Source organism: Nocardia sp. NPDC059764 (genome assembly GCF_042732555.1).
Taxonomy (GTDB): domain Bacteria; phylum Actinomycetota; class Actinomycetes; order Mycobacteriales; family Mycobacteriaceae; genus Nocardia.
Map to the genome: position 1 here is coordinate 1 of NZ_JBHWHH010000168.1, position 15,966 is coordinate 15,966.

At 68.1% G+C, this 15,966-nt stretch carries 10 protein-coding genes; all 10 read left to right on the forward strand.

All coding sequences use genetic code 11. The annotated features are described in order from the left end of the window. Positions 1 to 890: alpha/beta hydrolase (locus ACFV4K_RS28390; protein WP_379279029.1), on the forward strand; the 890-nt coding region annotated here is incomplete at its 5' end. A gap of 136 nt (positions 891 to 1,026) precedes the next feature. Next, positions 1,027 to 2,052 carry an alpha/beta hydrolase gene (locus tag ACFV4K_RS28395; RefSeq protein WP_379279030.1) on the forward strand — a complete coding sequence of 342 codons (1,026 nt, stop codon included), beginning with the start codon at positions 1,027 to 1,029 and terminating at the stop codon, positions 2,050 to 2,052. A 142-nt stretch (positions 2,053 to 2,194) separates the two neighbouring features. Next, positions 2,195 to 4,303 carry an alpha/beta hydrolase-fold protein gene (locus ACFV4K_RS28400; RefSeq protein ID WP_379279041.1) on the forward strand — a complete coding sequence of 703 codons (2,109 nt, stop codon included), beginning with the start codon at positions 2,195 to 2,197 and terminating at the stop codon, positions 4,301 to 4,303. A 133-nt stretch (positions 4,304 to 4,436) separates the two neighbouring features. Next, positions 4,437 to 4,952: a DUF732 domain-containing protein gene (locus ACFV4K_RS28405; RefSeq protein ID WP_379279031.1), complete on the forward strand. Its 516-nt coding sequence runs from the start codon at positions 4,437 to 4,439 to the stop codon at positions 4,950 to 4,952. 38 nt (positions 4,953 to 4,990) lie between these two features. Further along, on the forward strand, positions 4,991 to 5,932 hold the full coding sequence (locus tag ACFV4K_RS28410; RefSeq protein ID WP_379279032.1) for a cutinase family protein: 942 nt from the start codon (positions 4,991 to 4,993) through the stop codon (positions 5,930 to 5,932). 412 nt (positions 5,933 to 6,344) lie between these two features. Continuing rightward, positions 6,345 to 8,267 carry a long-chain-fatty-acid--AMP ligase FadD32 gene (gene fadD32, locus ACFV4K_RS28415; protein ID WP_379279033.1) on the forward strand — a complete coding sequence of 641 codons (1,923 nt, stop codon included), beginning with the start codon at positions 6,345 to 6,347 and terminating at the stop codon, positions 8,265 to 8,267. A 104-nt stretch (positions 8,268 to 8,371) separates the two neighbouring features. After that, a complete protein-coding gene (gene pks13, locus ACFV4K_RS28420; RefSeq protein WP_379279035.1) occupies positions 8,372 to 13,495 on the forward strand; it encodes a polyketide synthase Pks13 in 5,124 nt (1,707 codons plus the stop codon). Positions 13,496 to 13,547: 52 nt separating this feature from the next. After that, a complete protein-coding gene (locus tag ACFV4K_RS28425) occupies positions 13,548 to 15,092 on the forward strand; it encodes an acyl-CoA carboxylase subunit beta (RefSeq protein ID WP_379279037.1) in 1,545 nt (514 codons plus the stop codon). Between the two features lie 83 nt (positions 15,093 to 15,175). Further along, positions 15,176 to 15,652, forward strand: coding sequence for a hypothetical protein (locus ACFV4K_RS28430; protein ID WP_379279039.1), 477 nt, complete (start codon positions 15,176 to 15,178; stop codon positions 15,650 to 15,652). Between the two features lie 61 nt (positions 15,653 to 15,713). After that, positions 15,714 to 15,920 carry a DUF5988 family protein gene (locus tag ACFV4K_RS28435; protein ID WP_357088157.1) on the forward strand — a complete coding sequence of 69 codons (207 nt, stop codon included), beginning with the start codon at positions 15,714 to 15,716 and terminating at the stop codon, positions 15,918 to 15,920. Positions 15,921 to 15,966 lie beyond the last annotated feature (46 nt).

Consider the following 15,966-nt stretch of genomic DNA (forward strand, 5'->3'; position numbering starts at 1 on the left):
TCATCAGTCAGGTCACCCCGCTGGGCGCGAGACGTGTTGCGCTGTGGGTGGATTCGCCCGCCATGCACGGGCGGGTGCAGGTACAGCTGTTGCTGCCGCGCGATTGGGACGCGCGGCCCGCCGCCAAGTTCCCGGTGCTGTTCCTGCTGGACGGAACGCGGGCCGGTGATCAGGAGAGCGGATGGACGAAAGAGGCTGGGGCACAGTCGTTCTACGCTGACAAGAACGTGGTGGTCGCCCTGCCCGTCGGTGGCGCGGCGAGCTACTACACCGACTGGAGACAGGCTTCGGAAGGCAAGACCAATCGGTGGGAAACGTTCCTCACCAAGGAATTACCGCCGCTGCTCGAACGCGACTGGCGCACCACCGATGTGCGCGGCATCGCCGGACTGTCGATGGGTGGTTCGGCCGCCATGACGCTGGCCGCGCGGAACAAGGGCTTCGCGCGTTTCGCGGCCTCGTTCTCCGGGCTGCTCACGGCCACGACTATTGGTATGCCGCAGGCGATCCAGCTCGCGCAACGGGCGGCGGGGGAGAACAACGCCGACTTCATGTGGGGGCCGCCGGGCGCCGCGGAGTGGTCCGCGCACGATCCTTATGAACTGGCCGAACGGCTCAAGGGCGTCAGCCTCTACATCTCCAGCGGCAGTGGGTCCGGGGGTGTCCGGGGTGGCGCCACGGTCCCCGGCGTGAGTACCGACTGGTCGGGTACGGCGCTGGAGATCCTGGCGCGCATGTCATCCCGGCAATTCGCCGCGAAACTCGACAAATTGAGCATTCCGGTCTCGGTGAACTACCGGGCGGCCGGCACGCACGCTTGGCCGTACTGGGATTTCGAGATGCGACAGTCCTGGCCGCAGGTCGCGGCCGCGCTCGGCGTGGAGCAGTGATCGAAATACAGGCCTGCTGAACGGGATACCCGCCGGTTCCCTCCGATACCTCCGAGCCGACTGTAGAGTGCACCGTTGTCCGTGACTCCCGTCACGTCGGTGTGGTTCCCCCCTGCGGTTCAGGAGATCGATCTCTATGGCAGTACAGGGCGCTTCGTCATGCCCACAGCACGGTTCGGTTCGGCTCACCACGCGCGCTCGCGTCCGAAGGTTCTGGCGGCGCGCCCTGGTCACGGCCCTGTCGGTGGCCGCGGTCCCGGCGTTGGCCGGGCCCGCGGCCGCCATGCCCACGCACCCGGTGCATCGCACCCCCGAGGGCGGATTCGAGGAGCTGTACGTCCCCTCGAGCATGGGCCCGATCAAGGTTCAGGTGCAGTGGGCGCGGCACGGCGGCAACGCCGCGCTGTACCTGCTCGACGGGCTGCGTGCCCGAAATGACTTCAATGCCTGGACTTTCGAGACGGATGCCTTGAAACAGTTCGCCGAGGACAATGTCACCCTGGTGATGCCGGTCGGCGGCCAGTCCAGCTTCTACACGGACTGGCGCGCGCCCTCCTCGACCAACGGTCAGAAGCTCACCTACAGGTGGGAGACCTTCCTGACCGAGGAGCTGCCGGCGTTCCTCGAGGGCTACGGCGTCTCCCGCACCAACAACGCGGTGGCCGGACTGTCCATGGGCGGCTCGGCGGCGCTGGCGCTGGCCGCCTACCACCGCGACCAGTTCAAACACGCGTCCTCGTTCTCGGGCTACCTCAACATCTCCGCGCCCGGGATGCGGGAGGCGATCCGGATCGCCATGCTCGACGCGGGCCGCTTCAATGTGGATTCGATGGCCTGGCCGTGGAGCCCGCAGTGGCTGCGCATGGACCCGTTCGTCTTCGCGCCGCAGCTGCGCAATCTGCCGCTGTTCATCTCCGCCTCGTGGGGCGTGCTCGGCCCGCACGACAATCCGGACTCGGCGACCGGAATGTTCAACACCGTGAATGCCGTTGCGCTGGAGTCCTTGTCGATGGTGAACACCATGTCGTTCATGGGTCGAATGGAACAGCTGGGCATCGACGCGCACTACAACCTGCCGGTCCAGGGCACCCACTCCTGGGGCTACTGGCAGGACCAGTTGGCCGAAGCCCGGCCCGACATCCTGGCCGCGCTGGGGGCTTGACGCCCGGCCCGGACCGGCAACTGGGAGTTTGCTGCGGAACGGCAGATTTGCGTGTGTCCTACCGGAACTCACAAGGTTCCGGAGGTACAACACTAATGTGGCTGGAGTTGTCCGTGGGATCAGAACAGGGCGCATGCGCAGGATGGCATGCGCCATGGCGGCGGTATTTCCGCTGGCAGCGAGCACTTTCTTAGTGCCGGGGGCGGCAACCGCCGCCCCCGAGGCCCCGGCTCCGGCGGCCTCGGTCCAGAAGATGAACTGGCTGAACGACCACCGGGTCAATGTGTGGGTGAACTCCCCCGCGACCGGTTCCCCCCTCCAGATTCAGCTTTTGCTGCCGCGTGACTGGAACACCAAGCCGGACGCCAAATTCCCGGTCGTCTACATGCTCGACGGCCTGCGCGCGACCGACGACGAGAACGGCTGGACCAAGGACGCGGGCGCGGCCGGCTTCTACGCCGACAAGAACGCCCTGGTGGTACTGCCCGTAGGCGGACAGTCCAGCTTCTACGCCGACTGGCTGGCCCCCGACAACGGCCACAACTACCAGTGGGAGACCTTCCTGGTGAAGGAACTCCCGCCGCTGCTGGAGAGCCAGTTCCGGGCCACCGATGTGCGCGCGGTGGAGGGCCTCTCGATGGGCGGCACCGCCGCCATGATGCTGGCCGCGCGCAATCCGGGCTGGGTCCGCTCGGCGTCCTCCTACTCCGGGTTCCTCACCCTGACCTCGCTGGGCATGCCGCAGGCGGTCAACTTCGCCATGCACGACGCGGGCGGCTTCGACTCGTCGAAGATGTTCGGTCCGCCCACCAGCGCCGCCTGGAAGGAACACGACCCCTACGAGCAGGCCGAGAAGCTCAAGGGCACCGCGCTGTACGTCTCCAGCGGCAACGGCGTCGCGGGCGCCACCGACCCGCTCTCCGACATTCCCGGCATCAGCACCAACTACGCGGGCCTCGGGCTCGAGGTGCTGTCGCGGCTGAGCACCCAGAACTTCGTGGCCAAACTCAACAAGCTGAACATCCCGGTCTCGGTGAACTACCGCGCCTCCGGCACCCACACCTGGCCGTACTGGGATTTCGAGATGCGTCAGGCCTGGCCGCAGACCGCGGCCGCGCTCGGGGTGGACTCCACCCCGCCCAACTGCAAGACCGGTGGCGCGATCGCCCCGGTGGTGCAGGGAAACAACTGGCTCGGCGACTGCCTCACCGGCGAATACCCGACGACCGGCGGCGTCGGCCAGGACTTCCGCGGCGGCCGGGTGATGTTCTCGCAGGGCACCGGCGCGCAGCCGGTCGCGGGCGCGATCGGCGGCAGCTACGCCGGACTCGGCGGCGCCACCGGCGCGCTCGGCTTCCCGACCGGCGGCGAGGGCGGACTGCCCGACGGCCGCGGCCGGGTGCAGCACTTCCAGAACGGATCCATCTACTGGACCCCGCAGACCGGGGCCCAGGCGGTGCGCGGCGCGATCCTCGACGAATGGGCCCGGCAGGGCTTCGAGCACGGCCCGGCGGGCTACCCGAACGGGCAGGAGGCGCGCACGCCCCAGAAGGACGGCGTGATCCAGAGTTTCGAGAACGGACCGGTGTACTTCACCGCCAAGACCGGCGCGCATCTGGTGCAGGGCCTGATCCTGGGCAAGTACTCCCAGCTCGGATTCGAGAGCGGCCCTTACGGTTTCCCGACCAGCGGTGAGCAGGGGCTGCGCGACTTCGGCCGCTACAGCGCCTTCGAGGGCGGCAATATCTACTGGAGCCCGCTCTCGGGGGCCTGGGGCGTGCGCACCGGCCAGATCATGGACGCCTGGGGCGCAACCGGATTCGAGAACGGACCGCTCGGCTTCCCGATCTCCGACGAGGGGCAGACCCCGGGTGGCCTGCAGCAGACCTTCCAGGGCGGCACCATCACCATCCACGACGGCCGCGCCGTCGCGGCCACCTTCGACGGGCGGCCCATCGCCATCCCCGGCAGCGAGGCGCCCAAGCCCGACCCGGCTCCGGCGGCGGCTCCGGCCGCCACCCCGGCTCCGGCTCCCGCGAACGCCCCGGCTCCGGCCCCCGCCGAGGTTCCCGTCCCGGCGGTAGCCGCTCCCGCCCCCGCGGCGCCCGCCCCCGCACCGGCCCCGGCTGCCGCTCCGGCCGCAGTCCCGGCCCCGGCAGCGGCTCCGGTCCCGGCCCCGGAACCCACTCCGGCCGAACCGCCGTCCCCGGCACCCATCCCCGCGCTGGGCCCTGAAGTCCGTCCCAACTGAGACTTTTCCGACGAACAGACCCTAATCGGCCCTAAGAAACGGATGAGGGTCCGTTGTGGTTCGGGCTCCACGTCCGGGTTGCGGCTAGCCTGGGGGCGACCTTTGCCCTTGGACAGAAATAGGAAGCGAATAGATGCACGGAACCCGTGGAAAGGTATTCGGCGTGGTGGCCGCCCTCGCCGCCGCCGGCCTGCTCGCCGCGTGCGGTAGCAACGACTCGACCGCCAAGAGCACTCCCACGCTGAGCGCCACCAAGACCACGGCCGCCGCCTCCGGCGCCGCCACGCCGTCGGCCGATCAGCAGGCCCCCTCGGCCGCGCCCGACGGCGGGACGACCGCGCGCCCGGAGCCGATCCCGAGCCAGTTCCTGACCACGCCGCCCGGTTCCCCGGCGCTGACGGACAAGGAGAAGGGCTTCCTCGAGGAGCTGAAGAAGGCCGGCATCACCCCGGGTTCCTCGGACATCGCCATCACCGCGGCGAATCTGGTCTGCCAGGGCAAGGCGGAGAACGCGCCGCAGGACCAGATCATTACGTACGTGACCGCCATCGCCGGTTCCGACCCGGCCTTCGATCCGGCCAAGATGTCGGTGGAGCAGGCGGGTAAGACCTACTACGACGTCGCCACGAAGAGCTACTGCAACAAGTGACGACACGACGCCGAAACGGACGACGCCGGACCCGGCCCGTGGGTTGCCTGCTCCTCGCCATCGCCGCGATCGTGATCGTGGTCGTGGTGGCGCTGCTGCTGTGGTACCTGCTGGCCGGCCGGTTGCGGCTGCCCGGCCCCAAGCCGCCGGGACCCACCCGTCCGAGTTCGCAGCCGGCCGCCTGCCCGGATGTGCTGCTGCTGTCCATTCCGGGCACCTGGGAGTCGAACGCCACCGACGACCCCTACAGCCCGACCGCGAACCCGGCGTCGCTGATGTTGAACATCTCCAACCCGATTCGGGCCAAGTTCCCGAACGAACGGCTCGAGGTCTACACCGTTCCCTACGTCGCCCAGTTCTCGAATCCGGTCGCCATTCCGCCGGACGGGCAGGCGTCGTACAACAACAGCCGGTCCGAGGGCGCGAAGCGGGCTTCGGAGAAGCTGGCCAAGACCCACGCCGACTGCCCGCTCACCACCTTCGTGCTGGCGGGCTTCTCGCAGGGCGCGGTGATCGCGGGTGACGTGGCCGCGCAGATCGGCGCGGGCAAGGGCCCGGTGCCCGAGGACCTGGTGCTGGGTGTGACCACCATCGCCGACGGCCGCCGCGATATCGGCGACCCGGGCGAGGCCACGGCCATCGGACCGTCCCCGGCGGGCGTCGGTGCGGAGATCGCGCTGCGGGGGCTGAACGTGCCGGGCATCACCATGACCGGACCGCGCGGCGGCTTCGGCAAGCTGTCCGACCGGGCCTTCACCATCTGCGCCGCAGGCGATTTGATCTGTGATTCGCCCCGGCAGGCGCTCAACCCCGGAAACATCCTCGGCAGCCTGAACATCCTGGTCAAAGCCGCGGGCAACCCGGTCCACAGCCTCTACAACGGCTACCAGGTGGACGACAACGGGACCACCGCCACCCAGTGGACGGTGAACTGGGCCTCGCGCTTGATCGAAAACGCCCCGCACCCAGCACATTCGTGAGTGAATGGTGACCCCCACCGACCAACCCCCCAGTTTGGGGGTCACCCGGTAAAGTGCTCCGGGTTGCGACACTGCCGAGACCCGGTGGGTGCGGCAACTCACATCCCTGTCCTAGTTGTGTCCTATCCGGGGCGCTCCCCACCCATTTGGAGGCATTCGCGCCGGTGAAGCCATAGTCCAGTGGTGTGAGCTGGGAGATGTTCGGCCGCTCCGAAGCATGGCCGGATCGCTCCTCTGTAACATGTCCCTGGCTCGAGAACATCTAGCCAATAGACGGTCACCGCGCAGACCGCAACGAAATTCTGCAGGTTGTCTCTCATGGAGCTCCCGCGGGCGAACACAGTCGGGGCCTCACAGGTAACAGCGGCAAGCAGCCGTTCCATGCCGCGTGTGCCTCGGAGGAGAAGAAGGAATGGACGAGACTTTCGACGATTACCTCGACGAAACGGGGAACATCACGATTCCCGAGGGGCGTACCCTCGTCGACTACGTCGAGATGCACACTGCGGGCAATGACGCGAACGACCTTGCCTACCGCTACATCGACTACTCACGCGAGCGCGACGGTGAGTACCAGGACCTCACTTGGAGCCAGTTCGGCACCCGGCTGCGCGCGGTGGCCGCCCGACTGCAGCAGGTGACCAAGCGGGGCGATCGGGTCGCGATCCTGGCCCCGCAGGGCCTGGATTACGTCATCTCCTTCTTCGCGGCGATCTACGCGGGCACCATCTCGGTGCCGCTGTTCGATCCGGACGAGCCGGGCCACACCGACCGGCTGCACGCCGTGCTCGGCGACTGCACGCCCTCCGCGATCCTGACCGCGAGCTCCTCTGCCGCCGGCGTACGGCAGTTCTTCCGCGCGCTGCCCGCGGCCCAGCGCCCGCGCATCATCGCGGTCGATGCCATCCCCGATAGTGTCGGTGAGTCCTGGATCCGCCCCGACATCCGCGTGGACGACATCGCCTACCTGCAGTACACCTCCGGCTCCACGCGCGTGCCGGCCGGTGTCGAGATCACCCACCGCGGTGTCGGCACCAATGTGCTGCAGATGGTGAACGCGCTCGATCTGAACGAGAACTCGCGCGGTGTGACCTGGCTGCCGCTCTACCACGACATGGGTCTGCTGACGGTGATCCTGCCCGCCGTGGGCGGCAAGTACATCACCATCATGTCCCCGGCCTCCTTCGTGCGCCGCCCCTCGCGCTGGATCAACGAGCTGGCCGCGGTCTCCGACGGCGCCGGAACCTTCGCCGCCGCACCGAACTTCGCGTTCGAGCACGCCGCCGTGCGCGGTCTGCCCAAGGCGGGCGAGTCGCTGGACCTGTCCAACGTGCTCGGCCTGATCAACGGCTCCGAGCCGGTGACCACCACCTCGATGAAGAAGTTCAACGAGGCGTTCGCCCCGTACGGCCTGCCCAAGACCGCCATCAAGCCGTGCTACGGCATGGCCGAGGCCACCCTGTTCGTGTCGGCCACCCGGCACGAGGACGAGGCCAAGGTCATCTACGTGGACCGCACCGAGCTCAACGCCGGTCGCGTGGTGAAGGTCGAGCAGGGCACCGAGAACGCCATCGCCCAGGTCTCCTGTGGTTATGTCTCGCTGTCGCAGTGGGGCGCGATCGTGGACCCGGAGACCGTCGACGATCCCGAGGGCGCGCGTGAGCTCCCCGAGGGCGAGGTCGGCGAGATCTGGTTGCACGGCAACAACATCGGCATCGGCTACTGGGGCCGGGCCGAGGAGACCCAGAAGACCTTCCGGAACCGCCTCACCAACCGGCTGCCCGAGGGCAGCAAGGCGGGCGACGTTCCGCTGGACGGCAACTGGCTGCGCACCGGTGACTACGGCGTCTACGTGGACGGCGAGCTGTACATCACCGGCCGGGTCAAGGACCTGGTCATCGTGGACGGCCGCAACCACTACCCGCAGGACCTCGAGTACTCCGCCGAGGAGGCCTCGACCATGCTGCGCGCCGGTTTCATCGCCGCCTTCGCGGTGCCGGCCAACCAGCTGCCCGCCGAGGTCTTCGCGCAGGACAGCCACTCCGGTCTGAGCTACGACGCCGACGATGCCAGCGAACAGCTGGTGATCGTGGCCGAGCGCGGCCCGGGTGCGGGCAAGGCCGATCCGGCTCCGATCGCGGACGCGGTCCGCGCGGCCATCTCCTCCCGGCACGGTGTCACCGCACGTGACATCCTCCTCGTGCCCGCCGGGTCGATTCCGCGCACCTCCAGCGGCAAGATCGCGCGTCGCGCCTGCAAGGCGGAGTACATCGGCGGGACGCTGCGGGGTGGATACAAGCAGCAGGCATTCCCCGATGCACCAGACGAGGAGTGAGACGACAGTCTCATAGTTGGATGGCGCGAGCCGATAAGGTTCGCGCCATTCATGCATGAAAACACCGCCGCGCACCGTAAGCAGACAGGTAGCTTGAGGAACTGATGGCTGAGAACGAGGGCACGGACCCCACCCAGACGACCGGCGAAGCGTCGACCCCGGATGCCGCGAAGAAACCCGCGGTGGCCGACATGTCTGTGGCCGACCTGCGGGAGTGGCTGCGCCGCTGGGTCGCCGACGCGACCGGGCAGCCGATCGAGAACATCACGGTGGACCGGCCGATGGAGGAGTTCGGTCTCGCGTCCCGTGACGCTCTCGCGCTGGGTGGCGACATCGAAGAGCTCACCGGGGTCGTGCTGAACGCGACCATCGTCTACCAGCACCCGACCATCGGGTCGCTGGCGGAGCGAATCATCAACGGCGAGCCCGATCTGCCGGCCGAGGTGGCCGACGACTCGTTCTACACCCGTGGTTTCCAGCCGGGCGAGGCGCATGACGTCGCCATCGTCGGTCTGTCCACCCGCCTCCCGGGCGCGGGCGATACCCCCGAATCCACCTGGGACTTCCTGATCAACCGTGGCGACGCGATCCGCGACCTACCCGAGGGCCGCTGGTCGGAGTTCCTCGACGACCCGCGCGTGGTGGAACAGATCGCCAAGTCGACCGTCAAGGGCGGTTACCTCGATCAGTCCGTCATCAAGGGCTTCGACGCCGAGTTCTTCGCCATCTCGCCGGTCGAGGTGGAGCGCATGGACCCGCAGCAGCGGATGGCGCTGGAGCTGACCTGGGAAGCCTTGGAGCACGCCAGGATTCCCGCGAACACCCTCAAGGGCGAGCAGGTTGGCGTCTTCATCGGTTCCTCCAGCAATGAGTTCATGCTCATCGCCGGCATGGGAATCGGGAACACCGATCCGGGCACCCCGATGTCCGCCGAGGCCTACGGCATCATGGGCAGCGTTTCGGCCATCATCCCGAACCGCGTCTCCTACTTCTTCGACTTCCGCGGCCCGTCGGTGGCCGTCGACACCGCCTGCTCCTCGTCGCTGGTCGCGATTCACCAGGGCGTGCGCGCGCTGCGCGGCGGCGAGGCCGATGTGGCGCTGGCCGGTGGCGTGAACGTGCTGCTGTCGCCCGCCCCGTCGCTCGCCTTCGACGCCAACGGCGGTGTGGCCAAAGACGGTCACATCAAGGCGTTCTCGTCGGACGCCGACGGCATGATCCGCTCCGAGGGCGGCGGCCTGCTGGTGCTCAAGCGCCTCGCCGACGCCGAGCGTGACGGCGACACCATCTACGCGGTCATCAAGGGCTCCGCCGTCAACAGCGACGGCCGGTCCAACGGCCTGCTGGCCCCGAACCCGGACGCGCAGGCCGACGTGCTGCGCACCGCCTACCGCGATGCCGGCATCCCGCCGTCGCAGGTGGACTACATCGAGGCCCACGGCACCGGTACCCCGATCGGCGATCCGATCGAGGCGGACGCGCTGGCCCGGGTCGTCGGCCGCGGCCGCGAGGCCGACAAGCCCGCGCTACTGGGTTCGGCCAAGACCAACTTCGGTCACCTGGAGTCCGGCGCGGGCGCCGCGAGCCTCGCCAAGGTGATCATGTCGTTGCAGCACAACGTCATTCCGCCGCACCTGAACTACGCCGGTCCGAGCCCGTTCATCCCGTGGGACCAGGCGAACCTGAAGATCGTCGAGCAGCCGACCGAATTCCCGCGCTACAGCGGCAAGGCGACCATCGGCATCAACGGCTTCGGTTTCGGTGGCACCAACGCGCACGTGGTCGTCCAGGAGTACGTCCCGGCCGCCGCCGCGCCCGAGGCGCCCGCGGCCGCCGATCTCGACAACGAGACCACCGATGTGGTCGCCGAGGCCGAGGCCATCACCGAGGTCGTCGCGCCGGAACCGGAGTGGGGCAACCGCGAAGAGCCGATGCCGCTGATCCTGCCGGTGTCGGGCTACCTGCCCTCGCGTCGTAAGCGGGCCGCCAAGGATCTGGCCGAGTGGTTGGAATCCGAAGCCGGACAGGCGACTCCGCTCGAGGATGTGGCCCGGGCGCTGGCCAAGCGCAACCACGGCCGCTCGCGCGGTGTGGTCGTCGCCAAGACGCACGAGGAAGCCATCGCGGGCCTGCGGTCGATCGCCGAGGGCAAGCCGGGCACCAATGTCTACACCGCCGATTCCCCCGCCGCGCGTGGTGCGCTGTGGGTGATGGCCGGTTTCGGTGCGCAGCACCGGAAGATGGGCAAGCAGCTCTACCAGGAGAATTCGATCTTCCGCAAGGCCGTCGACCAGGTCGACGAGCTGGTGATGGACGAGGCCGGCTATTCGGTCCGCGAGATGATCCTGGACGACGAGCAGGACTGGGACATCGGCACCGGCCAGGTCGGCACCTTCACCATCCAGGTGGGTCTGGCCTCGGTGCTGCGGGCGCACGGCGCCGAGCCGGAAGGCGTGGTCGGCCACTCGCAGGGTGAGGTTGCGGGAGCATACATTTCGGGCGGTCTGCCGCTCGAGGACGCGGTCCGCGTGATCTGCGCCCGCTCGCGCCTGATGGCCGAGGGCGAGGCCATGCTGACCGATGACCAGGTCCGCAATATGGCACTGCTGGAGTACTCCGCCGAGGAGATCGCGAAGCTCGTCGAGACCGAGTTTCCCGACATCGAGGTCGCGGTCTACGCCGCGCCGAACAACACCGTGATCGGCGGCATGCCGGACCAGGTGCACGCGATCGTGGCGCGCGCCGAGGCCGAGGGCAAGTTCGCGCGCGTGCTGCAGACCCGCGGCGCGGGCCACACCTCGCAGATGGACATGCTGCTGGGCGAACTCGCCGCCGAGCTGGCCGGTATCGAGCCCACCAAGCTCAAGCGCGACCTCTACTCCACCGTCCACGCGGCGGCCGTCTACCGCGGCGGCAACGCGCCCGTGCACGACGTGGACTACTGGGTCATGAACATGCGCGGCTCGGTGTACTTCACCAACGCCATCCGCCAGGCCGTGGACAACGGCATCACCACCTACCTGGAGCTGGCCCCGAATTCGGTGGCGCTCATGCAGGTGCTGGGCACCACGTTCGCGGCGGGCGTGCACAACGCCGCGCTGATCCCGACCCTGAAGCGCAAGGAGGACGAGGCCGCGGGCGTCGTCTCCGCGCTGGCGCAGCTGTACGTGCAGGGCCACAAGGTGGACCTGCCCTCGCTGCTGCCCGCCGGTCCGTACGCGCCGGTGCCGCGTACCGCCTTCGTGCGTAAGGAGTACTGGCCCAAGGTGACCGGCGGCTTCGGCGGCGCGGGCAATGCCCGGGTGCCGGGCGCGCATGTGGCGCTGCCGGACGGCCGTCACGTGTGGGAGGTGCAGGCCCAGGCCGTCACCGACCTGTCCGCGCTGGTGAATGCCGCTGCCGCGCAGGTGCTCTCGGATGTCACCGTCGGCGCGTCGCTGGCGCACGAGGCGATTCCGGCGAGCGGCACCCTGACCACCACGCTCACCCCGCATCCGGGTGGCGCGTCGGTGTCGGTGCACGCCAAGCAGGGCAATGCCTTCCGCCCGTTGTTCGACGCGGTCGTGACCTCCGGCGCTCCGCTGCCGGAATCGGTGGTGGCGCAGCCGGTCGCGGCGGTCGTCGCGGCTCCGGCGGTAGTCGAGGTGGCCGAGTCCGCGGGTGAGCGCTGGGATCCCAACGGCACCCAGACCATCGAGGCGCGCCTGGGCATCATCGTGGCCGAGTCCATGGGTTACGCGGTCGAGGACCTGCCCATGGAGATCCCGCTCATGGAGCTGGGCCTGGATTCGCTGATGGCGATGCGTATCAAGAACCGCGTCGAGTACGAGTTTGACATCCCGCAGCTGCAGATCCAGGCGGTGCGTGACGCCAGCCTGCTCGAGGTGGGCAAGGTGCTGCGCTACGCCATCGAGCACCGCGAGCAGCTCGAGGACATCGCCGCCCGTCAGGCGGCCGGTGAGGACATCGCCGTCGACGCCGACTTCGTCTCCGCCGCCCGGGCCGCCATGGCCGCGGGCAAGGATCCGGCCGCGCTGCTGCCGAAGACCGAGACCACCTCGCCGGTGGCCGAGGCCGAAGCGATCGTCGCGGAATCTGTTGTCGCCGATCATGAGGCGTCCGCGCCGATCGCCGAGACCGACGCCGACAATGTGCCCCCGCGCAATGGCGAGGAGCGTCTCGCCTTCGCGACCTGGGCGCTGGTGACCGGCAAGACCGCGGGCGGCATCTTCAACTCGCTGCCCGCGATCGACGACGACACCCTGGCGAAGCTGGTGGCGCGCCTGTCGGAGCGGGTCAAGGCCGAGGTCGACCCGGAGCTGGTGAAGGCGTGCAAGACCATTGAGGACCTGTCCCGCGTGGTCGTCGAATACCAGGGCAAGAGCTCGGATCTGGACGGCTTCGTGCGCACGCTGCGCGCGAAGGAAGCCGGTTCGAACGCGGTGCCGGTCTTCGTGTTCCACGCTTCGGGCGGTAATACGCTGGTCTACGAGCCGCTGCTCAACCGGCTCCCGGCCGGTACCCCGATGTTCGGTCTGGAGCGCGTCGAGGGCACCATCGAAGAGCGTGCGCGCCAGTACATTCCGGAGATCCGCAAGAAGCAGCCGGAGGGTCCGTACCTGTTCTACGGCTGGTCGCTGGGCGCGGTGTTCGCATTGAAGGTCGCCGAGATCATGCGGGCCGAGGGCGCCGACGTGCGGCAGGTCGGCCTGATCGATCTGGCGCTGCCGGTGGAGCCGTTCGACGATTCCGCCGCGGAGCGGGTGGAGCGGATTCGCCGCTACCAGACCTTCGCGCAGAAGAACTACGGCTTCCTGGGTGAGCTCGATGAGGAACAGCTCGAGGAGCTGGCCGCTGCTTCGGATGCGGAGCAGATCGACATCATCATGGAGCTGCTGAAGTTCGCCGGGGTCGATATTCCGGGCGGCGTGATCGAGCACCAGCGCACCTCGTGGATCGACAGCAAGGAACTGGAGAAGATCGAGCCGACCAAGTACGACGGTCACGTGACCCTGTACCTGGCCGATCGCTACCACGATGGAATGATCGAGCTGGAGCCGCGTTTCGCCGACCGCCGACCGAACGGCGGCTGGGCCGAGCACATTCCGAATCTGGAGATCATTCATATTCCGGGCGATCACATCCAGATCATCGACGAGCCGCGAATCTCCACCATCGGTGCCGATCTCGCCAAGAAACTTACGGAGATCGACACCACCGGGAAATAGCACCACCGCGTCACGGGTTCTGCGAAAGTAGGTTTTTGCCGAAAGGAGTCCAGTGAGCACCACCGCCGATAAACTCGCCGACCTTCGAAGCAAACTCGACATCGCGAGGGAACCGGCGGGGGAGGCAGGCATCGCCAAGCGGGCGCGGAAGTCCATTCCGTCCGCCCGCGACCGCATCGACATGCTGCTGGACTCCGGAACCTTCGTGGAAATCGGTGCGCTGGTGCGTAATCCGGGCGACAAGAAGGCGCTCTACGGCGACGGCGTGGTGACCGGACACGGCTTGGTGGAGGGCCGCCCGGTGGCGGTCTTCTCGCACGACCAGACCGTGTACGGCGGTTCGGTCGGCGAGATGTTCGGCCGCAAGGTCGCGGGCATCATGGAATTCGCGGCCAAGGTGGGCTGTCCGGTGGTCGGCATCAACGACTCCGGCGGCGCCCGCGTGCAGGAGGCGGTGACCTCGCTGGCCTGGTACGCCGAGCTGGGCCGACGCCAGGAACCGTTGTCCGGCTTGGTGCCCCAGATCTCGATGATTCTGGGCAGCTGCGCGGGCGGCGCGGTGTACGCGCCGATCAATACCGACGTCGTGGTCGCCACCGAAGAGGCGTACATGTTCGTCACCGGTCCCAAGGTGATTCGCGAGGTCACCGGCGAGGATGTCAGTCTCGAGGAGCTGGGCGGCGCGAATTCCCAAGCGCAGTACGGCAATATCCACCACGTGGCCCGGGACGAGAAGGCCGCGTTCGAGTGGGTGCGCGACTACCTCGGCTACCTGCCCTCCAGCTGCCAGGAGTTGCCGCCGGTGGTGAATCCCGGTCTGGAACCGGAGATCACGGAGTCGGACCGGGAACTCGACGCCATCGTGCCCGACGCCGACAATGCCGGCTACGACATGCACGAGATCCTGCTGCGCATCTTCGACGACGGCGCCTTCCACGAGTTCGGTGAATCCGCGGGCCGCAATGTGATCTGCGGTTTCGCGCGGGTGGACGGGTGCAGTGTCGGCGTGGTGGCCAATCAGCCCTTGGTCTACGCGGGCGCGCTCGACGCCCGGGCCTCGGACAAGGCCGCACACTTCGTGCGACTCTGCGACGCCTTCGAGGTTCCGCTGGTCTTCGTGGTGGATACGCCGGGCTTCCTACCCGGCGTGGAGCAGGAGAAGATCGGCGTCATCAAGCGGGGTGGCCGGTTCATCTTCTCGTTCGTGGAGGCGACGGTCCCGAAGGTGACCGTGGTGATCCGCAAGTCCTACGGCGGCGGTTACGCGGTGATGGGTTCCAAGCAGCTGGGCGCGGATGTGAATCTGGCCTGGCCGACGGCGCGGATCGCGGTCATGGGCGCGGAGAGCGCGGTGTCGCTGATCGGGGCGAAGACCTTGGCGGCGGCGCCGGAGGATCAGCGTGCCGCCATGCGCAAGCAGATGATCGATTTCTACAACGCGACGGTGGCGACGCCGTGGGTGGCGGCCGAGCGCGGCTATATCGACGCGGTCATCGAGCCGTCGAGTACCCGCCTGGAAATCCGGCGGGCGCTGCACTTGCTCAAGGACAAGAGAATTCCTCGCAACCCGCGCAAGCATCACCTGTTTCCGTTGTAGATTCCGAAACCATTGCGGGTCGCTCCCAGGTGTGAAAGGCTCGCATTTCATTTTGAAATGCGAGCCTTGGGAGCGAAGCACTAATGGCTACCCGTCGAATTCGGCAACTCATCATCGGTGGCGCGGCCACCGCCGCCACCGCCGCGGCGATCATGACCGCGCCGGCCGCGTCCGCCCAGACCTACGGCATCATCTTCCCCGGCGGCCTGGCGCACGTCGGCACGTCCTACAACCTGACCGTGCACGTCGCCGCCCCGAACGCGGGCACCTCGGTCGGCTTCTGGGTCGTGAATCCGGGCAGCAGCACCGTCGTCAGCCTGGGCGTCGTCCCGGTCGACAGCTCGGGCAACGCGGTCCTGGCCTGGTCCCCGGCCACCGCGGGACAGTACTCCTTCACCGCGAACGACGACCTCACCGTCGGGCCGGACGGCGGCTCGACCCTCGGCGTCCAGGCCACCGCCGTGCCCGAGGGCAGCATGGGCGGCACCGGCAGCTTCAGCGCGATCCCGATCATCGGCGGGCCGCTGGTGACCTTGATGAAGTTGATGGGCCTGGTCTAGGCGGCTCGCCGATTGGGCTGAATCTATGGGCTGTAAGGCACGAATGTGAGAGCCTTCAGCTATGAGTACCTCACCGCTGGCGCTACTCGAAGGCGGGCCGGAAGGCCTCGAAACACGGATCGTTCGGATCACTCCACCGGGCGTCGAACTGCGGGTCGCATACGGGAACGGGTACGAGCGTTTCAAAGTGACGTCACGGTGGCAGGACACTCCGGACGGCAGTCTGCCCGTCTACGAGTGGGTCGCCCACGTGGACGCCGAGAAGTAGCCGCCCGGAATTCGATCGGCCCGCCACATGGCAGTGGCCGCCCCCC